Source organism: Mesorhizobium sp. WSM4815 (assembly GCF_055811575.1).
On record NZ_JBVVQS010000094.1, the window covers coordinates 42,603 to 61,952 of the forward strand.

The following is a 19,350-nucleotide window of genomic DNA, read 5'->3' on the forward strand; positions in this document are numbered from 1 at the left end:
AAATCACACCAAGGGCAGGAAGATGTCGGTGATGGCCTCGTGCTCGGCAACCATCGGAACAATACTCATCCGCTGACAGTAGAGGGGAAAATCCCGAAGTGCCTCACCGCTTGCCGGCAACCAGTCGCGATACAGGAATTCGATCGCCGGCTCGACATTTTCTGCTCCGATTGCGCGAAGCACGGCACATCGTCCGGCCGGAAGAACACCGGCTTCCACACCCTGCTCGTTCAGCTCGATTTTCCGATCGGTCGCTGCACAGATGTCGAGGCGGAATTCGTCCGGCGGCGTTATGTCGGAATCCGAATGAAACACATTGTAGGTCGCACTGGACGCGGCGCTCAAACCGACAGCCCTTCGCCAGGCGATGAATTTCTGGATAGTCTCGGCGACCAGGGCCGGATTGCCTCGGTGCTGCAGGACGGCGACGGGTGTTTTCGGCACCTCCACGATGTTGACGTCAGCCAAAGAATACGCCGTTTTCATGAGCTTGCTCCTCGCGTTGGTCAATGGCCACAGGCCGGCAAACCACACCTCCCACTCGGGCGTGTCCCGAAATGCGGAAGGCAATTGCCCAAAGCTTTTCCGAAACGCGCGGGCGAAGGCGTCGGGCGCATCGTAACCGACGTCGAGCGCGGTTTCGGTCACGCTCGCCTCGTCATTGAAGGCAAGCACCTGTCCCGCCCGTTTCATGCGAACGAGTTGGACGTAGCGATGCACTGATATGCCGAAATATCCCCCGAATTGGCGGTGGAAATGATACTTGGACAAGGCCGCAACGGCACTAAGCGTGTCCAGGCCAAGATCGTCCTCCAGATGCCGGTCGATGTAGTTCAACACCCGTTTCATACGCGTGTGGTAGGGATCTTGCCGCGTCGTCATCATGCTCTCCTGTGGTGAGAGCAATCTGCCAGCTTGCGAGACAGCGCGCTCGACTGTTCTTGCTGAACAAGGCGCCGTTCGCTTCGATGCGGAGCCGTTGGCGGTGGAGCACTGCTAACCGGGTTCAGACCGGCAGTCGGAACTGTTTGCGCAAGCTCTTGTCGAACATCTCTGCGGGGGCAAAGCGGCGCAGAATGCTGACCTGGCGCGCTGCCTTGCCGGCGGTATAGCGACGCCGCGGGCGGGCATCGGTCGCCGCCTTGACCACCACCGCCGCCACCACTTCCGGCGGATCGGCTTTGGGCATCACATCGCCCAGCAGCGCCTTGAGCCCGGCGCGCGCCCGATCATATTCCTGCAACACCGAATCCGGCTCGATCCCGTTCTGGTCGAAGACGGTACGCACGAATGTCGGCTCGATGACCGAGACGCGAATACCAAAAGCACGAACCTCGTGATCGAGCGATTCCGAATAGCCTTCAAGCGCGTGCTTGACCGCAGAGTAATGGGCTGAGTATGGCGCAGGCACCAATCCCAGAATCGAGCCGATATTGATGATGTGCCCTGCGCCGCGCTGCCGCATCGACGGCAACACCGCATTGATCATGCGGATGACGCCGAACAGATTGACGTCGAACAGCGCCTGCACCTGTGCGACCGAGGATTCCTCGGCACCGCCAAGCAGACCGACGCCGGCATTGTTGACCAGGAGGTCGATCCGCCCGGTCTGCGCCAGCACGGTCGAAACGAGGGCGCTGACAGAAGCGCCATCGGTCACGTCGCAAACCAGCATGGTCACCCCGTCCGGGCCGTTGCCGACAGGGCGGCGACTTGTCCCGAAGACGGTGAACCCTGCCCGCGCCAGCGCCTCGGCGCTGGCGTGGCCGATCCCCGAGGAGGCTCCGGTCACAACAGCGGTTTTTTCGGAATTCGCATTCATTTCGTGCTCCAAATCGTGAGGGCCAGACTTTTCTCGGCAGTTGAATTATGATCATAATTACATATTACGCTCATAATGCAATGCCAAAAGGGAATGGCGCGCTACGAAAAGGGCCAAAAGAACGCGTCACGCGGCCGGATCATGGGAGTTGCTGACCCAGCTGCGTCAGGACGAAGCGGCGTCCTGACGTGCAGGGAGCGGGCTGTCTGCCAGGGGTAGCTTAGATTGCAGGGCGAGCGATCAGCCCGCCGGCTGGCCGCTGGTCGTCGAAGGGATGCGGGCGACGACCTTGATCTCGAAATCGAAGCCGGCAAGCCAGTTGACGCCCACTGCCGTCCAGTTCGGATAGGGAGGTCCGCCGATCTCATCCGCCCGGACGGCCAGCACCGTTTCGATCTGTTTGTCCGGGTTGGTGTGAAAGGTGATGACGTCGACAACGTCGTCGAAGCTGCACCCGGCGGCGGCCAGGACCGCGCGCAGATTGGCGAAGGCCCGCCGAACCTGATCCTCGAATACGGGCTCGGGCGAGCCGTCCTCACGGCTGCCGACCTGACCCGACACGAAGAGAAGATCGCCGGATCGAATGGCCGCGGAATATCGATGGATATCGTATAACGCGTGGCGTTTGGCCGGATAGATGGCGTCACGTGCAGGCATTTCGTATTTCCTTTCTGTCTTGATGACGGGAGCGGACCGCCCGGAGCCGCCGAGTTGATACAGGCAGGAGATAAGGCAATCGCATTACGCGCATAAGCCGTTGAAATCGGCATGAGGTGATGCAAAATTACCATCAATGTCCCGCCCGTCCCTCAACGATCTCACCGTCTTCGTGGCCGTTGCCACGCACCGCAGCTTCCGCCGCGCAGCGGACGAGATCGGCACGGCGCCTTCCACATTGAGCCACGCCATGCGTGCGCTCGAGGAGCGCATGGGCGTGCGCCTTCTCAACCGCACCACACGCAGCGTCTCGCCGACGGAAGCCGGTTTCCAGTTGCTCGCCCGCCTTCAGCCGGCGCTCGCCTCGCTGGACGAGGCGCTCGACAGCGTCGCCGGGTTCAGGGGCAATGTCGCGGGCACGGTCCGCATCAACGCACCGCGATTGGTGGCCGGGCTTCTCGTTCGCGGGGTTCTTCCGCGGATGGCGGAGCGCCATCCGGACGTGATCGTGGACATCGTCGTCGAGGGGCGGCTCATCGACATCGTGTCCAGCGGCTTCGATGCCGGCGTGCGCCTCCTCGGATCGGTCCCCAAGGACATGATCGCCGTGCCGCTTGCACGCGCGTTGACGTTCATCTGTGTCGCCTCGCCCGCCTACCTCGATCGCTTCGGCGACCCGAAAACCCCGGAGGAATTGCAACGCCATCATTGCATCGGCCACCGCATGCCCAGCGGCAAGCTTTACCGATGGGAGTTCGAACGCGCCGGCCAGGAACTCGTGATCGAGGCAAACGGCCCCGTCGTCCTCGACGACGAAGAACTGATGGTCGAAGCCGCAATTGAGGATCTGGGCGTCGCCTACGCGGCCGATTGGGCCGCCGAAGCGGCCTTGTCCGACGGCCGGCTGCGCAAGGTCCTGACCGCGTGGATGCCCGCTGCGGAAGAAGTTGCGGTTTACTACCCCGGACATCGAGCCGTACCGCCCGCACTGCGGGCCTTTCTCGATGTCGTCAAAGACCTGCGGAAGAAAGAATCTTAGCGACGAGCAGCCGCGCCATGACCGGTCGTTGGGCCGGGGGAGTGCTCAGTTCGTTGCTATTGCGCCAACGCATCAGTGTTCTGCCTCAGTGCGGACGAATCCTGCATTGGGCCGATGACCCAGTTCGATCGGTCAGGCTGAAGCAGGCGATGACGCAAGTGGGTTCACGAAACCTGCCCTTCCGCTTTCGGGACGAAGTTACAGACAAGCGGCCATTCCGCTAATCGACCCAATGCGGACGTTCGCTCGCCGAGAACGAATTCACGCCCATGACCCTAGGCAGACGCCTTACCGCCGGCCGGCCAACGTCCGCTCTGGACGTGGAAGCTGACGTCGCGTTGCTCCCGCCCGAGACATAAGGCGGGCGACCGCAATTTGTTGCATCAAGCCGGCAGCGGCTCGTGGAAACGGCACCAGCCATGTGGGCTGATTGCACCGGCAACGATCTCGCACCCGTTTGGCTCTCGGAAGTGAGTACACCCACCGCAGCGTCGGCCACGATTTGGGGTGTCCTGGTACAGCGCCAGCGCCTTGGTTTTCTTTCCGGCTGCCATCGGTCCAGTCATACAGGCTGAAAGGCCGCCGGCGCTGGCAATCGCCGCACCGGTCACAGAGACTTTCAGGAAATTGCGGCGAGACAGCGCTCGGCTTGAAGCTGCCGATCCGTGGTTCACATCATCATCTTTACTCATGGTCTTTCTCCAAGAGCAGCCCTCGTCGCAACTGGCTCAGGTGCTCTTGAGCGTGCCGTTCATCCCTTCCGGATAGAAGCCGCCCTTGCTCACTCCGTCCTTGTCGCTGAGATAGACGATCCGGAGCACCTCCTGTGGCGTTCTGGTGAAGGCGATCGCATCGGGCGTCGAAGGAACGATGTTGGCTTTTCCATCCACCTGGATCCCTTGATCCTTATCGTCAGATCCGTCGATTTTGTCTCGGGCATCGCAGACGGCGTTGGCGGCCTTCCAGGCTTCCTCTCCCTTCCGGTATAGCGTAGATCGCGCCATGCCCATGTGGTAGGCCTCGACCGCCAGGATGCCTGCGGCGGCGGCGAGGAAGTCCTTGTTTTTCAGAACTGTCGCCGCCCCGGCATATGCGGTGACGCCGACATCCTCGAACAACATCCCGCCGAGAACGAAGTTCGTTTCGTTGCCGAAGGGGTCAAAGTCCGACCCGAGGCCCGCCGCTTCCGCGACGGCCTTGAAACCGGCATCGAAATCGATCGCCGGCCGGTCAACAGCGTCCGTTCCAAGCGTCTTGCGGTAGAAGCGGACGTGCGAGAGTTCATTTTCGGCGACTTCCTGCATGAATTCGCCGATGGCCGGCGTCTCGAAGGAGACTTGCTTGCCGCCAACGACGTCGCCGGGTTTCGAACCAACATCGGCTGCGTCGATGCCCATTCCGGTGGTGCCGCGGAGGTAGTATTCAGCCTCCATATATTCGAGGTTGAGCGCAAAGCGGAAAATGTCCTCGTCCGATATGTCCTGTGCCAATACCGGAGAAGACCGTGCGATTCCGCCGAGTGCCGCTCCGGCACCGAGTACGACAAGTCCCTGAAGCGACTGACGCCGGGATAGGTGAAGTGCGCCCTGCATGGCGGTCTCCTATGTTGATTCAACGCCGCTGTCAGCACCGCGGCGCCGAGTGCATTTGCCTGATGATTAGATGGTCCGGGCCGCCAAAATATTCCCGCGTCCCGCTACAAGAGCTCCAGGAAACGAGCCGGCGTAATCTCGGCGTGCACGGCGTCTACGTGCGCTCAGTCGCCGTGTTCAACTGATGGGTGTCCTTTCGAACCAGGCGGATTGCGAGCCGATCAAAGACTGATTGCGCGAGGCGGTCACAACGGACGCCAGCGAAGAGAAACGTATCCGTGAACACGGTGGCGAGCTTGTCCCGCAGCGCCTCGCGGAGCAGCCGGCGTGCGCGATAAAGACGGGTGCTCACCGTCTGAGGTCGCAATGCCAAGAGAAAAGCCGTTTCCTCAATGCTCATTTCCTCGACGTCTCGCATGACAAAGACGATGCGAAAGGGCTCTGGCAAGCCACCGACGGCTCGCTCCAGGAGGTCGCGGATTTCAGCGAGAGCGACCGCCTCTTCGGGATCGGGCTTGTGGGCGCTGAACGGAGCGACCATGCCTTCGATGGCTTTCACGTCGACGGTGGTCCGCCTTTTCCGGCGGCGTCCCAGCGCCTCGTTCAGCGCGATCCGGGTGAGCCAGGTCGACAGCTGCGCCTCCGCGCGAAATTCGGCCAGATGGGTGAAGGCGTGGATATAGGTCTCCTGAAGTACGTCCTCGGCCTCGGTGTCGTCATTCAGGACGGCGCGGGCGACCCGGTGAAGCCGCTGATTGTGACGCTTGATGATTAACCAGAATGCGGCGGGGTCACGCAGTCGCGCGTGTTCAACCAGCCCCGCGTCGTCAAGGTCCTCGATCCTCACTGCCTCGGTAGATCCGGTCGGCTTCATCATAGGCGCTCCAGATGCATCAGCCTGCCGCGATGCGGGCGGGGTGGCTCCGCGCGGCGTGGCCTGAGGAAGTTCACCTCAAATTGCTCTTCGGAAACAGCACGCGATCGGGTTTTGCATTCATTCGCGCCAGCATTTCCTTGATCAAGCGTGTTTTGGTGCGCCCCGCTTCCTTCGGCGGCACGAGGTAACGCACGATGGCCTCGAGCCAGGTGTTTTCACTGACGCGAAAATGAACCACGGGATGCTCCTTCACTTCGAGTTCGTCCACCGGCGTTTGCGACAGGATGTGCTTATAGACCTTCACTTTCTGGCTCATGATGTCGCCGACCTGCTCGTCGACGACCTCTCTCATGGTTTTCGCTACGAATTCCAGATCGCTTTCATAAGCGAGCTGGAACTTGATTTCGTTCCAGACATAGGGAAACAGCGGCCAGGAATAGTTGAAGACCGGCGTGTCAAACACGGTGGAGTTCGGAAACTTGATGACGCGTCCGCTCGGATGATCGGTCCAAAGATGTTCGCCGCCGAATTCCCATAATGTCGTGTCGAGATAGCTGACATCAATGACATCGCCATGGGCATCGCCGATGCGAATGCGGTCGCCAACGCGATAAGGCGCCCTGGCCAAAATATAAATCCACGCGATGAAACTGGAGATCGGCATTTGCAGCGCAAAGCCGAGAATCAGTGAAATCAGGCCGAGTGAAACAACCGCAGTGTACCAGTTCACAAATAAGACTGAAATGGCCACGAAGACGATGGCGACGACGACGACTAATCGAAAAATACGTTGCAAGTTGAAGCGCGAAACACGATTGGGAATTCGGCCAATGAGAAAGACTTCGATAACATTCGCAACGGTCAGCATAACGAAAATGAGAAGGCCGCCCCTGACGTAGTTCAGCACGCGAACGCGCAAAGGCGCGTCAAGCCATTCTAAGCGCCAATTGATCAGGACTTGGATGCCAAAAAGCAGCAAGGCAGCGGCAGCGAAACCAACCGTCCACCAGACGTCTTCCTTGCGTAGGCTGAAGCGGAATTTTTCCTCGGGCTTTTTCGCCTTCTGTTCCATAGTTTTTGGGTCAGCAGTCTGTTGCGCGGCCCGTTCGAGTCGGGAAAGGTTCTCCTGTTTCTTGGCGCGCGGTTCCATGGGTTCACCTCCCGATGTGGCCATCAACACCCAGCCAGTGCCTTCTCGTTCCTCGACGGCGGCATTCCGGCAAACGACCCAACGTCAGTCGCTGACTGGCTCCCTGCTGGTCCCCGACAGCTGGCCTTCATTCCGGCGGGCCCGTCTTTGGTGAAATAGGGCGGCAAGCACGTCGCCACCATATTCGGCAAGTGCCTTATAGCCCCATCCGAAATTAAGTTGAGTTTGGTATCAGCAGCTCCCCGATAGCTCACCGGTAGAGATCTCGACTGTTCATCAAGCGGCCGTTGGTTCGAAACCAACTCAGCCTTCATCGGCCGGCGCGTTTCTTGTGTGAGGCGGACTTCGCTCCTGCGGCGGGATCATGCCGGCGGATAGCCGCCAATCCATTGGATTGCACGTTTGACTCGAGCCCATCACAACGACTGAGCGAAAGGCGGGATTCGGGATCGAGCTGAGCGTCGACGAACGGCTGAGATGAGGCGCCAAGTTGCCGTGGCAACTCAGATGCCTGCTTCTGGAAAGCGTCATCATAGCGGCAGCAACCGAATGGTGCGAAGCGCCGACGTCCCGACTTCCCAAATAGTTGCCTGACGCACGTAATCTAGTCTTCTTGCTCACCAGTGCTCCCCACACTGTCGTGCCTTGGAGGGTGGCCAACGTAACTCTTAAGATAAGTGCCAAGATCTGCATTTCCACGCCAATGGCCCTCGATCCACCGGTCGGGGCCTAGGGAGGGTTTTAAGTGCTTCCTAACGTAGTGCAGCTGATGTTCACGGTGCGTGGCGTTTGCGCCGGCAGGGGCGGCACCATGAACTCCGGGCCTGATGTGACACTGATGCCACTTTGCCTCTGGCGCGCCGACGCCGCATTCTGCCGCAAGTCGCAGTACCCGTTTATCGGTATCGCGAGTTCGCCGGTCTATAAGGCCGGGTTGGTTGATCAGGCAAAGGAACTTCTCAACCAAAAGGAGGCCAGCGTGAATGCTCGCGAACTTTTCATCGGACGGAAGAGTGTCCTCACCGAATGTTACGTGGTCCGAGCCCGGTTGAAATGCGGCCTGCCATGCCACAGCAATCCTGCCATTTTGTTCAACGATGGCATTGACCGTTACTCGGCCATCAGCTGCTCGTTCTTGGCAGGCGAACGCGATACGCCTTTCCCTAATCGCAGTTCAATAAAGGTTCGAGGGGCAGGAAGGCGCGCGTTCGCGCTAAATCCCCTGCCTGGCGGATCAGCCCTCCGCATTTCCAGAGCCATTGATGTCAGGGCCGAACATTCTAGGAATTGTGAGGCGGCCAATGCTCGCTGACTCTGCTCATCACCCATTCTGAAAAGCCTAGCCGCTAATGGGGTCATTCAACCTCTCCCACAGTCAATTCATGCCGTCCTTGGCGTCGTCACAGTTTTTCACACGAAGCTCTGATGTTGTGAAGATTTTGATGGTTGGCAAGCGTGGCTGCTTTTGGGGAACCATTGGAGCCACCAGATGACCGCAACGAGGCGCAAAGCTGTCATTCGTGGCCGACCGCTTTGATCTTCGGACTTGTCGATTGGTTGCACTGGCGCTTCCGTCGGACGAAGATTGACGGCGGGATGAAGTCATCCGAGTCCTGCAGGGCGAGCTAACCAGCGGACCGGGCCCACGGTGTAGATAGCGAAACTACGCACTCGTCTGCATCGAGCTCAGTAAACGTCGCTCTTCTTCGACAATATAATCGCGGATGATCGGGACATCGTCACGGCGAGCCGAGATCAGTATCTGGAAGACAAAATTTGAACCGTTTAGGAAGCCGAGTTCGGCCGACGCCAGATAGAAATCCCACATACGGCAGAATCGTTCGCCCATCATGGCGACTGCCTCCTCGCGCCGGGCCTCATAACCGAGACGCCAATCGCGGATCGTCCAGTAATAGTGCAGCCGCAAATTTTCGCAGTCGGCGCACCAGATCCCCGTGCGCTCCAACGAGGCAAACACCTCTGACAAAGCCGGCACATACCCACCTGGAAAGATATACTTGCGGATGAACGGCGCCGTCGTGCCAGGCGGTGACATGCGTCCGATCGCATGAACCAATGCGAAGCCGCCCTCCTTCAACAATCTACCAATGGTCGTGAAATAGCTGTCGAAATGAGCGACGCCCACGTGCTCCATCATTCCGATCGAGACAACACGGTCGAACTGTCCGCTGACCTCGCGATAGTCGACCTCGCGAAAATCGATCTGATGAGCGACCCCGGCCTCGATCGCTCGAAGCCGAGACGCCGCCAATTGCTCCGTCGAAACGTTGATCGCCGTGACCTTCACGTCGCAATACTTGGCGAGATAGATGGCGAGAGTGCCCCAGCCTGAGCCGATCTCCATCACATGCATGCCCGGCTCTAGCTTGAGCTTCGCGGCAATGTGGCGATGCTTGTCCATCTGCGCTTGCAGCAGATTGTTGTCCGGTGCCGTATAATAGGCGCACGAATAGGTCATTGTCTCGTCGAGCCATAGCTCATAAAATTTCGTCGGGATGTCGTAGTGATGCTGAACGTTTTTTGCGGCGAGACCGAGCTTGTTGTTCTGCTGGCGTCGGCGCAACGCACGCCAGACTTTCCGCAACGCCTTCTGAACGGGGTGGGCTGCCAACCCGGTGCGGTTGACAGAAAAAAGTGACAAGAGGTCAAATGCTTTGCCACCGTTCTCGATCACCAAGCGGCCATCCATGTAGGCTTCGGCCGCCTTCAGTTCCGGATTGAAGAAGATCTCGCGTTCGACCGCTTTGTCGGTTAGGCGGATCGTCACGTCGGGCCCATCCTGTCCACTGCCGAAGGCTTGCCTGAAGCCGTCCTCGAATATGACAGTCAGGCGCCCGTTTTTTACAAAACGGGAGAGCAGATTTGGCAGCAGACGCATTGTGGCTCGTTTCTCGTCACTTGCCCCGTAAGTATGACTGCCCGGTGTCGGTACATCAATACCGATCTGGGGGCGGAGAGGGATCGGACTTCAGAAGTCTCCTCCCAATGCCGAAGTAGCGACCCATCCGGGGCCGCCTGCCCCGCGATCGGAAATGTCTGCTTCTGGCGCAATAAGATGTCCAGGGTGGTCGCCGGCAGCGTCTGCTATCCGGCAATCGCAAAGGATCGCCTCAAGGGCTGCCATGCGCGCAAAGCAGCCATGCCGCCGTCGCGTGTGAGACTCTGCTTCGGGTCGCAAGCAGAACAGCAGCCCCCTACGGCTCGTCCCTCAAATCGCGCAAATTAGACACAACGCGGCGGTTCTGCGACCTGCAGGCGGTGTCGGGGCAGTCGCGGACGAGCCTGTCCTTGCCGTAGCCCTTGGCCCACATGCGGTTGCGGTCTATGCCGCCGGCGGCGAGGTAGTCCATCACCGCATCGGCGCGCTGCTGCGATAGCGCCGTTTCACTTGCGCCGGGATCGTCGGCGAAACCCTGCAGCTTGAGCAGCCAGCGCGGATGCTTTGCTAACCAGGCGATCTGGGTGTCGAGGGTGGCCTTGGCGACAGAATCGAGCGCGGCCGAACCTTGCGTGAAATAGGTGCGGCGGCCGACATTGAGGATAAAATCCTCCTCGCTGCCCGGCTGCACGTTCTGGAAGCCGGCAACCTCGGTGTTGGTGATGTCGGGCGTGGAAGGGGCCAGCGTGTTGCTGGTCGAGCAGGATGCGGCCAGCACCAGCAGGCCGGCGGCGAGCAGCCGGCGCGTGTTTTCAATCATGCGGTTCATGAGGCGCCAGTCATTCGACAGGGGTGGAAGCGGGCGCCTGGTCGGCGATGTGCGGCAGGACCTGCACCGCTGTGCCGATCGGGCAGCGCTGGTAGAGGTCGATGATGTCTTCCGGGAACATGCGGATGCAGCCGCTGGAAGCGTCGGTGCCGATGCTCCATGGCTCTAGCGTGCCATGCAGGCGGTAGCCGGTGTCGGCGCCGTTGCGGTGCAGATAGAGCGCGCGCGGCCCGAGCGGATTGTTGGACGCGCCGCCTGCGACCATGTGCGGTAGGTCCGGCTTGCGCTTACGCATTTCGGGGGGCGGGACCCATTGCGGCCACAGCGCGCGGCGGTCGATCGTCGCGCGGCCGTACCATTTGAAGCCGTCCTTGCCGACGCCGACGCCGTAGCGGATGGCGGTCTTGTTTTCCATGATGACGTAGAGGAAGTGGTGGCGGGTATCGACCACGACGGTGCCGACCGGCTCGCTGCTGAAATACTTGACGATCTGGCGATGCCATCTCTTGTCGATCTTGGCGAAGTTGGTCTTGCGATAGACAAAATTGTTGTCGCTGGCGGTACCGGCGAAAAAGGATTTTGCCGCCGCGGCTTGAGCAATATTGCTGGTTGCACTCACCGCGACCAGCGCCAGGCCGCCGAGCACGACACCCCTGCGTGATAAAACCATCGGCAATATTCCCCCCCATGCCAAAAGCCTGGCGGACCATAGTTGAGAATTACTTCGCCTCAAAGTGGAAAATGCTGCGTTGCTTCAGTCCGCCATGTCCGGACAGTCGGCAATTTGGCGGCGAGTGACCGAATTGTGACAATCTTGCCGAAGACGAACGTCTAACCGGAGGGAGGCATAGATGCGTCGGTCGCCTCGGCCACGGTCGGCTCGCTCACGGGTGTACTCCTTTGGCTGTTCGGGCGGCGGCTTAGCACAGATACGCGGCTTCGCCGATACCGATAAGACGGCTAGATTGGCGGCAACAGTGTCCCTTGGGACTTAAAAGGGATGCCGATGGACGCGCGCCTACGGCTCACCGCTTCGGGAATGGTGTCGCCCGTTGTGAACGGCCGATATGGGGGCGCATTACTGTCGCCCGCCTGGGCCGGAACCAGACTCGCGGACCCACATCGAAAAACCTTCACCTGAGGGGCCGTTCCAGTGGCATTGCCGGTGGCCACTAGTTGCCGGTATGCCGTTATATCGTGTAGTATCGACGTTTTCCGGAGACGGCATGTCCGAGGAGCGGGTTGAGCGCCGTCTGGCGGCGATCCTGGCTGCCGACGTGGTAGGCTACAGTCGCCTGATGGAAGCAAATGAAGAGCGAACGCTCGGCGCGCTTCGCCAGCATCGCCGCGAGTTCTTCGATCCAACTGTAGCCAAGCATGGCGGGCGCATCTTCAAGGTGATGGGCGACGGCTTGCTTGTCGAGTTCGGCAGCGTTCTCAATGCGGCCCGTTGTGCCGTAGAAATCCAGCGCGGGATGGTAGAGCGCAACGCCGGGATCCCGGAAGACCGCCATTTCAAGTTTCGGATGGGCATCAATCTCGGCGATCTTGTCGTCGACGGCGACGATTTTTACGGCGACGGTGTGAACATGGCAGTCCGGTTGCAAGGTCTCGCCGTACCCGGCGGCATTGCCTGTTCGGAGGCGGTGCGCCACGAGGTCGGCAACAAACTCGACCTGGACTTCGCCGATCAGGGTGCCAGGACGGTGAAGAACATGTCCCATCCGGTGCATGTCTATTTCGCCAACTGGGGGAATGTCGCCTCGCGCAACGAAATGCGGACCGGCGAGATTGGGACGCGCCCCGACAAGCCTTCGGTGGCCGTCCTGCCCTTCGCCAATATGAGCAACGATCCCGACCAGGAGTTCTTCAGCGACGGCATCACCGAGGACATCATCACGGACCTGTCCAACGTTTCGGGACTCTTCGTGCTCAGCCGCAACACCGTCTTCGCCTGCAAGCGCCGCGCCCTGAACCTGGAACACATCGCCAGTGAACTCGGTGTCGCCTATGTGGTCGAGGGAAGCGTCCGCAAAGCCGGGAACCGCGTCAGGATCAATGCCGAACTGACCGAAGGGGCGAGCGACGGCCACGTCTGGGCCGCCCGCTACGACCGCGACCTCACCGATATCTTCGCCGTGCAGGACGGGATCACCAAGGCAATCGTCGAGCAACTCAAGGTCAAACTCCTTCCCGAGGAGAAGAAGGCGATCGAGCAAGCGCCGACCGAGAATGTCGAAGCCTATACGCATTATCTGAGAGGCCGCGAGTATTACCACATCGCGTCGAAGGCAAACCACCTGATGGCCAGGCAAAGTTTCGCCAGGGCTATCGAACTCGACCCGAGCTATGCTCGAGCCTATGCCGGCATCGCGGTCTGCAACACGCGGCTCCGCTCGCAATTTGGCTTCGACATTCAGGTCGAGGATATTCTGGCAACCACTGCAAAGGCGTTGGCTATCGACCCCAATCTGCCAGAAGCGTATGCGGCCATGGGGCACGCCCTTTCGGGCGCTGGTCGCCGCGCCGAGGCAGTTGCCGCCTTCGAGCGGGCTTTGGCCATCGATCCTAACTGCCATGAGGCCAATCGGTACTATGCCGAGTTCTGCGTGACCCAGGGTCAGTTCGAAATGGCAGCGACGTATTTCCTGAGGGCAATGGAGATCAAGCCGGCGGATTATGGTGCGCCGGTTATGATCGTGAACGTGTTCCGCTCGCTCGGGCAGAACGATCAAGCCGAAAACTATGCGCGGATCGCGATAGGGAAGGCCGAGGAGGAGCTAAGGCTCCACCCGGAGAATGCCAATGTCGGATGCCTTGGCGCGATCATGCTCGCCTTCCTCGGTGAGCACGATCGAGCATTGGCATGGCTCGAGCGCTCCCTTGCGACCGAATCCGGCGACATCAACATCCAGTACAATGCCGCCTGCACCTATGCGCTGCTGGGCGAGAGCGACCGGTCGATCGACCTGCTGGAGGCCTGGTTGCCTCAGGTCGGCACGGAAATGAAGCTGTGGTTCAAGAACGACTCCGATTTCGAGCCCATTCGCGGCCACCCGCGCTACCCCAGGCTGATAGAACTCACGGAATAGGGCGGGGCCGGCGCGCGTTCGCAGACCCGACAAACAAAAGGCTTACGTTGCTTATGAAGTTCTCGCCAAGCAACGAAGATTAATTTATGCTGAGCTAATATAGGTCGTGGGGTACTGGGATGGCGACCCGGTTCAGGCTCTTTGTCCAGCCTCCGTTCGAGGACGCTCGAGCGTGCCCTGAAATCGTCACGGTTTCATCGCCGCTCGGAAGCGTCGGTGTCGGCCCGTCGGACGATCGAATGTATGTCGTGGAGCCGGTCGGCAAGACCAGGCCCTATGGCGTGAACCGCGCGCCCTTGGGAACGCCGTTTATCTATCTGCCGCCCTGGACAGGAAATATCCTCGCGCCGGCAGTGCCAGACGAGCGCGGCAATTTCGATCACTACCAGCCATCGATGCCCGGCTTCGAGGCCGCGCATCTCTTCGGCTCCGTGCGGTTCACGCTCGATGTGTGGGAACGCTATCTCGGCCAGTCGGTTGCGTGGCATTTCCGCGATCACCATGAGCGTCTGGAAATCTCGATTCTGCCGACATGGAACAATGCGCAGTTCGGCTACGGCTATCTCGAAGTGGGCAGCCAGTTCGAGACGGATGGAACTATCCTCCCTTTCAGCCTCGACTTCGACATCATCGCCCACGAGGTCGGCCACGCTATAGCCTTCAGCGTGCTGGGCGTGCCGGGCCTGGGCAAAGAGTTCCCCGAATATGTCGGCTTCCAGGAAGCCTTCTCCGACTGCGTGTCGCTGATCGCCGCCATGCATTTCCCGTCGGTGATCAACAATGTGCTGTACGAGACGCGCGGCAACCTCTATCTCGCCAACCGTCTCGCGCGCTTTTCGGAATTTTCGCCGCATAGCCAGATAAGGTTGGCGAACAACCAGCGGACGATGGCCGAATTCGTTCACGGTTGGAAGAACGAGCATGACCTGTCGGAGCCGCTCACCGGCGCGATATTCGATATCCTGGTCGATATCTTTCACGAGAGTTTGGTTGCCCGAGGCCTGATCTCGTCCGAGGTCGAGAATCTCGCCGATATCGCCGAAGCCGATCCGGCTGCCCGGGCGCCGCTGCAGGACGCCTTCGACCGCGCTTTCGCCCGCCGGACTGACGGTTTCCGCGAGGCACTGCTCGATGCGCGCGACGTCGTCGGGATGTATCTCGCCGAAACCCTATGGGCTCTGGGACCCGATTTTCTGGACTATGGAGATGTCGCGACGGCGATGCTCGCCGTCGACGAGGTGGAAACGGGGGGTGAGTTCGCAAGGCTCATCGATCGCAATTTCAGGCGTCGGGGCATCGGCGAGCTGCACGCTGGCAGGCGGATCAACAACAGGCCGCGCCGCGGCCATTCCCATTCGGCGCGCACCTTGCTGCCGAGAGATATATCTAATTTTCCGAAGATGAGTTATCGAGAAAGAGTTCTGTTAGCGAGGTCTATGTCTAGCTAGATAATAATGAGTGGAGAGGAAGATGTCAGATAATGAAACACTACTTGGCGTATCGTCTGTATATCTGTTTGGTCGGCTGCTTGAAGACGTGACTTTGAAAGGAGGCGACATATACGGTAGCTTGCCACGACCAGGAAACAACAATTTTCTGCGACGCCAGCTCGAACATGTTGCTGGTCCCGCTGAGAAGGAACACCCTGACGCGTGTTTGGCACGGATTTTTTCTTTTTCCTTTGAAGGAGCATTTTATGAACTGGCCCCGCCAGCGATTTTTCTCGTCCATGGGGCTGGCCTCGACCCCGACGACCCTCCCCCGACCGATGCCGACAACCAAGTTGCGTACAAAAGACTGTCCCGAGTTCCCGGCTCCAGTGCGCGAACGGGTCTCGGCTTTCAGATTGGGGCTTTTTCCAAGGACATGAAAGTATGGATTTACGACAAGAGTGACCATTCGCTCAGGTTGGACGCAGAGACGGGGTCACTCGAGCAAATCCTGTTATCTGGAGAGGCCCATGGCGGAGGCATGGGCAGGTCGGGCGGCGGCATGGGTAGATCGGGCGGCGTCATGGGCAGATCCGGTGGCAGCATGGGTAGATCGGGCGGCGTGATGGCAAGATCAAGCGGATGGACGCCACGAAAAGCAGGCGATCTAGATTGATCTCGTCGAACATGAGGCAGGAACAAGGGAGGAACTTCATATGGCTGTAGATATAGATTATCTGGAAGTAAGCCCTGTTAAAATCGTCAAGGGGCATTGGATACTTTGACATTGTTGGCGATGAGCTTCTGACGGCCAACTTGAAATTCTACGCCTCATTCGATCGGGCTGGCGCGCAACCGGACGATCAAATTGAAGTCGATGTCGATGATTCGAAGAGGAAAAAACAAGACTGCCGATGATTGCTGAGGCAACTGAAAACGCGGACAACGATGCGAATAAGGTACGCTGGGTTGTGATCAAATTGAATGGCAATATAGAGGACGCCGCACAAGGTTTAACAGTCATTTAGAGGGCCTTCGCCGCCTGCAATCCGGGACGCCAGAAGTCGGCTCCTGGCGCTGTTCCGACCATTTGAGCACACGCATTGCACGCAGCCTGTGCGCAGTTAATCGACCACCACTCAAGGTATCAGCACGACCTTGCCGGTCGAGTGGCGCTCCTCCAGCAGGCGGTGCGCTTCGTTGGCCTGATCGAGCGGATAGCGGCCGCCTTGCGTCACGGCAAACTGGCCGCCGGCGGCCAGCTGGAAAAGGTCCGACAGGCTGGCCCTGAGGCCATCGGCAGAGAGCAGCGGAAGCAGGGCAAAACCTCGCAGGGACTGGTTCCGGGTGATCATCGCTTCCAGTTCCGCAGCGTCGATCGCGTATCTGCCCAGCGCTGCAAAGACCAGCTCTCCGCCAGGCGCGAGAGCCTGCAGCGACGCCGCCGTCATCGAGCCGCCGACAATGTCATAGGCGACATCGACGCCGGCGCCGCCTGCCGCTTCCCGCACCCGCATGGGCCAATCCGACGTGCTGTAGTCGACCGCGGCATCGGCTCCAAGCGACAGGGCAAGATCGAGCTTGGCCCTGCTGCCGGCGACCGCGATCACGGCGCTGGCGCCCTGGCGTTTGGCGAGTTGGACCAGCAGGGAGCCGACACCGCCTGCAGCTGCAGTGACCAGCACGGACTTGCCGGCGGGCGGGCTTTGCCGCAGCAGATGAAAGGCCGTCAGCCCTTGCACCATCAAAGCCGTCGCATCTTCGAACGAGAGCGCGTCCGGCAGTGGAACGGCCAGCGTTGCGTCGATCGTCACATAGTCGGCATAGCCGCCAAACGGGTGCGTTGAAGCGAACAGCGGCGCCGCCACGCGTGTTCCAATCAGCGAGGTGTCCACGCCTTGACCAAGCGCCGCCACTGTCCCGGCAGCCTCGACGCCGAGGACCGTCGGCAATTGCGGCGTCAACGCGTAGCGATCCCCGCGCATCAGCACTTCAAAGAAATTCACGCCGGCCGCATGAACGCGGATCAGCACCTCGCCTGCTTGCGGCAGCGGCTTCGGCATCTCGACAACATCCAGGACGTCGGGACCGCCGAAACGGTTCAGTTGAATGGCTCTCATCGCATGCACCCATCGCTATGGCATCGGCTGCTGTTTGCCACTATCTGCCTGATCGCGACTACACACTCATTTGTCCCTTGCTGACCAAGAGGTGACCATGGCGATGCCGACCAAAACGGGGCCGACCAAAACGGGGCCGACCAAAACGGGGCCGACCAAGAAGCTGCCTCTGCTGCCGACGGAACGCGCGCTGAAAGTGATCTCGGGCCGATGGAAGGCTGTCATTCTCTACCATCTCTTCGACGGCCCCCGGCGGCTGTCGGTGCTGAAGACGCTGGTGCCTGATATCACGCAGAAAGTGCTAATCCAGCAGCTTCGCGAAATGGAAGAACACGGCCTTATCAGCCGCGAGATCTTTGCCGAAATTCCCTCACGAGTCGAATATTCGGCGACGCGCCTTGGCCTCAGCCTCGAGCCTATCCTTTTGGCGCTCTGTGAGTGGGGCCAGCACCATGCGGATGAGCTGAACGAAATGGACCGCGTTACCGATTGCATCATCAGGCCTCGGCAGGCGCGCCCGTCAGCCATCGCCTGAATCAAAAGGGGCGACGCAAGCGCCGCCCCGGGAACCCTTGGGAGGATTGTCCTGGTCTGCGGTTCAGGCCGCCTTGACTTCCTCGGCCAACGCGTCGGCCTGGCGCGCCGCCTTCAGCACTTTGGCCCACCATGCAACGTCGTTGACCAGCGCGGTCGCCGCCTGGTTCAGGTGCTCGAGCTCCTCGAGCTTCTTTTCACCTTGCCGGATGGCAAGGAAATCGCCCCAGGCGATATGGACTGCCGACTTGACCGGCGCCATCTGCAGCTCGACCGCATGCAGCCTCAGCTGCTCGACGGCACGCGCGCCGCCGACGCTGCCATAGCCGACGAAGCCGGCCGGCTTCTTGTTCCATTCATTGGCGGCGTAGTCGATCGCGTTCTTCAGCACGGCGGTCGGGCCATGGTTGTATTCGGCGGCGGTGAAGATGAAGCCATCGAATTCGGCGACCTTCTTCTGCCAGCGCTTTGCCACTTCATTCTGCGACGGCGCCCAAGCGGACGAAGCGACCTCGTCGAAGAACGGCAGCGGGAAGTCGCGCAGGTCGACCACTTCCACGTCGATGTCGGCATGCGACTTGGCGATCTTGGCGATCCACTGGGTCGGAACGTCGGCGAAGCGTGCGGCGCGGGTCGAACCGACGACAATGGCGATTTTGGGTTTGGACATAGAGGGGCTCTCCTTCAGGCGAATTTCTGGTATCGTTTAGATACCTGAGCTATATGAGTGACTGCGCCGACGAGGCGCAAGGAGGCACCTTTTTGATACCAAGGCACCCGCACCGCACCGAGGACTGCCGCGCCATCTCGGAAATCCTGCAGCGCGTCGGCGACAAATGGACCGTGCTCGTCGTCGGCAAGCTCGGTGACGGGCCGCTGCGCTTCAACGAATTGCGCAGCGCCGTCGGCGGCATTTCGCAAAAGATGCTGACCACCACGTTGCGCGGGCTGGAGCGCGACGGCTTCGTCACCCGCACCGTGTTTCCGACCATTCCGCCACGCGTCGACTATGAGCTGACCGACCTTGGCTACGAGCTGCTTGTGCCGGTCGGCGCGCTCGGCGAATGGGCGCGCAAGAACACCGAGCGGGTCAAAGCAGCGCGCGAAAAGTTCGATGAGATACATGCCTGAAACTCTTGCGCCGCAAGGGTTTGCGGCAGCGCGGCAAAAAGCGCTCGCCTGCCCTTCTCCCCTTGTGGGAGAAGGTGGCCTCGCGAAGCGAGGTCGGATGAGGGGTGTTCCAGCTTGGCACCGACAGTGCTCCGGCCAACACCCCTCATCCGTCTCGGCGCTGCGCGCCGATCCACCT

The 19,350-nt window shown here is 60.2% G+C and carries 19 protein-coding genes; 7 read left to right on the forward strand and 12 right to left on the reverse strand.

Translation table 11 applies throughout. The features are described 5' to 3' along the window. Positions 1-3: 3 nt before the first annotated feature. From AC0L2B_RS16245 to AC0L2B_RS16255, 3 genes are all read right to left on the reverse strand, one after another. Positions 4-882, reverse strand: coding sequence for an AraC family transcriptional regulator (locus AC0L2B_RS16245; protein WP_473746186.1), 879 nt, complete (start codon positions 880-882; stop codon positions 4-6). Positions 883-1,006: 124 nt separating this feature from the next. Further along, positions 1,007-1,822 (reverse strand): oxidoreductase, encoded by an 816-nt coding sequence (locus AC0L2B_RS16250; RefSeq protein ID WP_473746062.1) that lies wholly within the window; start codon positions 1,820-1,822, stop codon positions 1,007-1,009. A 240-nt stretch (positions 1,823-2,062) separates the two neighbouring features. After that, entirely contained in the window at positions 2,063-2,479 is a 417-nt protein-coding gene (locus AC0L2B_RS16255) for a RidA family protein (protein ID WP_473746064.1), read from the reverse strand. 136 nt (positions 2,480-2,615) lie between these two features. Here AC0L2B_RS16255 and AC0L2B_RS16260 point away from each other — a divergent pair, with 136 nt between their 5' ends. Further along, on the forward strand, positions 2,616-3,518 hold the full coding sequence (locus AC0L2B_RS16260; RefSeq protein ID WP_473746066.1) for a LysR family transcriptional regulator: 903 nt from the start codon (positions 2,616-2,618) through the stop codon (positions 3,516-3,518). A 383-nt stretch (positions 3,519-3,901) separates the two neighbouring features. On the opposite strand, the gene AC0L2B_RS16265 is transcribed toward AC0L2B_RS16260, so the two are convergent. The 4 genes from AC0L2B_RS16265 to AC0L2B_RS16280 all read right to left on the reverse strand — a co-directional run bounded on the left by AC0L2B_RS16265 (position 3,902) and on the right by AC0L2B_RS16280 (position 7,137). Then, complete coding sequence (locus tag AC0L2B_RS16265) at positions 3,902-4,210, reverse strand: twin-arginine translocation signal domain-containing protein (RefSeq protein ID WP_473746067.1); 309 nt, start codon at positions 4,208-4,210, stop codon at positions 3,902-3,904. A 36-nt stretch (positions 4,211-4,246) separates the two neighbouring features. Then, a complete protein-coding gene (locus tag AC0L2B_RS16270) occupies positions 4,247-5,110 on the reverse strand; it encodes a ferritin-like domain-containing protein (protein ID WP_473746069.1) in 864 nt (287 codons plus the stop codon). 154 nt (positions 5,111-5,264) lie between these two features. Then, the gene (locus AC0L2B_RS16275; protein WP_473746070.1) at positions 5,265-5,987 is read right to left on the reverse strand and encodes an RNA polymerase sigma factor; all 723 of its coding nucleotides are present in this window, start codon (positions 5,985-5,987) and stop codon (positions 5,265-5,267) included. Positions 5,988-6,057: 70 nt separating this feature from the next. Continuing rightward, entirely contained in the window at positions 6,058-7,137 is a 1,080-nt protein-coding gene (locus tag AC0L2B_RS16280; protein ID WP_091593903.1) for a mechanosensitive ion channel family protein, read from the reverse strand. Positions 7,138-7,882: 745 nt separating this feature from the next. On the opposite strand from AC0L2B_RS16280, the gene AC0L2B_RS16285 reads away from it, so the two are divergent. Beyond that, positions 7,883-8,449: a hypothetical protein gene (locus tag AC0L2B_RS16285; RefSeq protein WP_473746071.1), complete on the forward strand. Its 567-nt coding sequence runs from the start codon at positions 7,883-7,885 to the stop codon at positions 8,447-8,449. A gap of 351 nt (positions 8,450-8,800) precedes the next feature. Here the strand turns inward: AC0L2B_RS16285 and AC0L2B_RS16290 are convergent, their stop codons facing one another. From AC0L2B_RS16290 to AC0L2B_RS16300, 3 genes are all read right to left on the reverse strand, one after another. Then, positions 8,801-10,036: a class I SAM-dependent methyltransferase gene (locus AC0L2B_RS16290; RefSeq protein WP_473746073.1), complete on the reverse strand. Its 1,236-nt coding sequence runs from the start codon at positions 10,034-10,036 to the stop codon at positions 8,801-8,803. A gap of 316 nt (positions 10,037-10,352) precedes the next feature. Then, positions 10,353-10,865: an OmpA family protein gene (locus tag AC0L2B_RS16295; RefSeq protein ID WP_091600658.1), complete on the reverse strand. Its 513-nt coding sequence runs from the start codon at positions 10,863-10,865 to the stop codon at positions 10,353-10,355. Positions 10,866-10,875: 10 nt separating this feature from the next. Continuing rightward, on the reverse strand, positions 10,876-11,535 hold the full coding sequence (locus tag AC0L2B_RS16300) for a L,D-transpeptidase (RefSeq protein WP_287223612.1): 660 nt from the start codon (positions 11,533-11,535) through the stop codon (positions 10,876-10,878). A 556-nt stretch (positions 11,536-12,091) separates the two neighbouring features. On the opposite strand from AC0L2B_RS16300, the gene AC0L2B_RS16305 reads away from it, so the two are divergent. The 3 genes from AC0L2B_RS16305 (at position 12,092) to AC0L2B_RS16315 (ending at position 16,063) form a co-directional block, all read left to right on the forward strand. Next, positions 12,092-13,957 carry a TPR end-of-group domain-containing protein gene (locus AC0L2B_RS16305; protein ID WP_473746074.1) on the forward strand — a complete coding sequence of 622 codons (1,866 nt, stop codon included), beginning with the start codon at positions 12,092-12,094 and terminating at the stop codon, positions 13,955-13,957. A gap of 119 nt (positions 13,958-14,076) precedes the next feature. Further along, positions 14,077-15,405 (forward strand): gluzincin family metallopeptidase, encoded by a 1,329-nt coding sequence (locus tag AC0L2B_RS16310; RefSeq protein ID WP_473746075.1) that lies wholly within the window; start codon positions 14,077-14,079, stop codon positions 15,403-15,405. A 22-nt stretch (positions 15,406-15,427) separates the two neighbouring features. After that, on the forward strand, positions 15,428-16,063 hold the full coding sequence (locus tag AC0L2B_RS16315; RefSeq protein WP_473746076.1) for a hypothetical protein: 636 nt from the start codon (positions 15,428-15,430) through the stop codon (positions 16,061-16,063). A gap of 463 nt (positions 16,064-16,526) precedes the next feature. Here the strand turns inward: AC0L2B_RS16315 and AC0L2B_RS16320 are convergent, their stop codons facing one another. Then, positions 16,527-17,507: a quinone oxidoreductase family protein gene (locus tag AC0L2B_RS16320; RefSeq protein WP_473746078.1), complete on the reverse strand. Its 981-nt coding sequence runs from the start codon at positions 17,505-17,507 to the stop codon at positions 16,527-16,529. 103 nt (positions 17,508-17,610) lie between these two features. Between AC0L2B_RS16320 and AC0L2B_RS16325 the strand changes: the two genes are divergently transcribed. Further along, the gene (locus AC0L2B_RS16325; protein ID WP_473746079.1) at positions 17,611-18,042 is read left to right on the forward strand and encodes a winged helix-turn-helix transcriptional regulator; all 432 of its coding nucleotides are present in this window, start codon (positions 17,611-17,613) and stop codon (positions 18,040-18,042) included. 63 nt (positions 18,043-18,105) lie between these two features. Here the strand turns inward: AC0L2B_RS16325 and AC0L2B_RS16330 are convergent, their stop codons facing one another. Then, positions 18,106-18,711, reverse strand: coding sequence for an NADPH-dependent FMN reductase (locus tag AC0L2B_RS16330; protein WP_473746080.1), 606 nt, complete (start codon positions 18,709-18,711; stop codon positions 18,106-18,108). Positions 18,712-18,803: 92 nt separating this feature from the next. Here AC0L2B_RS16330 and AC0L2B_RS16335 point away from each other — a divergent pair, with 92 nt between their 5' ends. Continuing rightward, the gene (locus AC0L2B_RS16335) at positions 18,804-19,172 is read left to right on the forward strand and encodes a winged helix-turn-helix transcriptional regulator (RefSeq protein WP_167366537.1); all 369 of its coding nucleotides are present in this window, start codon (positions 18,804-18,806) and stop codon (positions 19,170-19,172) included. Positions 19,173-19,350: the final 178 nt, after the last annotated feature.

Excerpts from the sequence above, each read along its gene's own strand:
- AC0L2B_RS16245 (WP_473746186.1), bottom strand. The coding sequence starts at position 882 with ATGACGACGCGGCAAGATCCCTACCACACGCGTATGAAACGGGTGTTG.
- AC0L2B_RS16250 (WP_473746062.1), bottom strand. The coding sequence starts at position 1,822 with ATGAATGCGAATTCCGAAAAAACCGCTGTTGTGACCGGAGCCTCCTCG.
- AC0L2B_RS16255 (WP_473746064.1), bottom strand. The coding sequence starts at position 2,479 with ATGCCTGCACGTGACGCCATCTATCCGGCCAAACGCCACGCGTTATAC.
- AC0L2B_RS16260 (WP_473746066.1), top strand. The coding sequence starts at position 2,616 with ATGTCCCGCCCGTCCCTCAACGATCTCACCGTCTTCGTGGCCGTTGCC.
- AC0L2B_RS16265 (WP_473746067.1), bottom strand. The coding sequence starts at position 4,210 with ATGAGTAAAGATGATGATGTGAACCACGGATCGGCAGCTTCAAGCCGA.
- AC0L2B_RS16270 (WP_473746069.1), bottom strand. The coding sequence starts at position 5,110 with ATGCAGGGCGCACTTCACCTATCCCGGCGTCAGTCGCTTCAGGGACTT.
- AC0L2B_RS16275 (WP_473746070.1), bottom strand. The coding sequence starts at position 5,987 with ATGATGAAGCCGACCGGATCTACCGAGGCAGTGAGGATCGAGGACCTT.
- AC0L2B_RS16280 (WP_091593903.1), bottom strand. The coding sequence starts at position 7,137 with ATGGAACCGCGCGCCAAGAAACAGGAGAACCTTTCCCGACTCGAACGG.
- AC0L2B_RS16290 (WP_473746073.1), bottom strand. The coding sequence starts at position 10,036 with ATGCGTCTGCTGCCAAATCTGCTCTCCCGTTTTGTAAAAAACGGGCGC.
- AC0L2B_RS16295 (WP_091600658.1), bottom strand. The coding sequence starts at position 10,865 with ATGAACCGCATGATTGAAAACACGCGCCGGCTGCTCGCCGCCGGCCTG.
- AC0L2B_RS16300 (WP_287223612.1), bottom strand. The coding sequence starts at position 11,535 with ATGGTTTTATCACGCAGGGGTGTCGTGCTCGGCGGCCTGGCGCTGGTC.
- AC0L2B_RS16305 (WP_473746074.1), top strand. The coding sequence starts at position 12,092 with ATGTCCGAGGAGCGGGTTGAGCGCCGTCTGGCGGCGATCCTGGCTGCC.
- AC0L2B_RS16310 (WP_473746075.1), top strand. The coding sequence starts at position 14,077 with ATGGCGACCCGGTTCAGGCTCTTTGTCCAGCCTCCGTTCGAGGACGCT.
- AC0L2B_RS16315 (WP_473746076.1), top strand. The coding sequence starts at position 15,428 with ATGTCAGATAATGAAACACTACTTGGCGTATCGTCTGTATATCTGTTT.
- AC0L2B_RS16320 (WP_473746078.1), bottom strand. The coding sequence starts at position 17,507 with ATGAGAGCCATTCAACTGAACCGTTTCGGCGGTCCCGACGTCCTGGAT.
- AC0L2B_RS16325 (WP_473746079.1), top strand. The coding sequence starts at position 17,611 with ATGCCGACCAAAACGGGGCCGACCAAAACGGGGCCGACCAAAACGGGG.
- AC0L2B_RS16330 (WP_473746080.1), bottom strand. The coding sequence starts at position 18,711 with ATGTCCAAACCCAAAATCGCCATTGTCGTCGGTTCGACCCGCGCCGCA.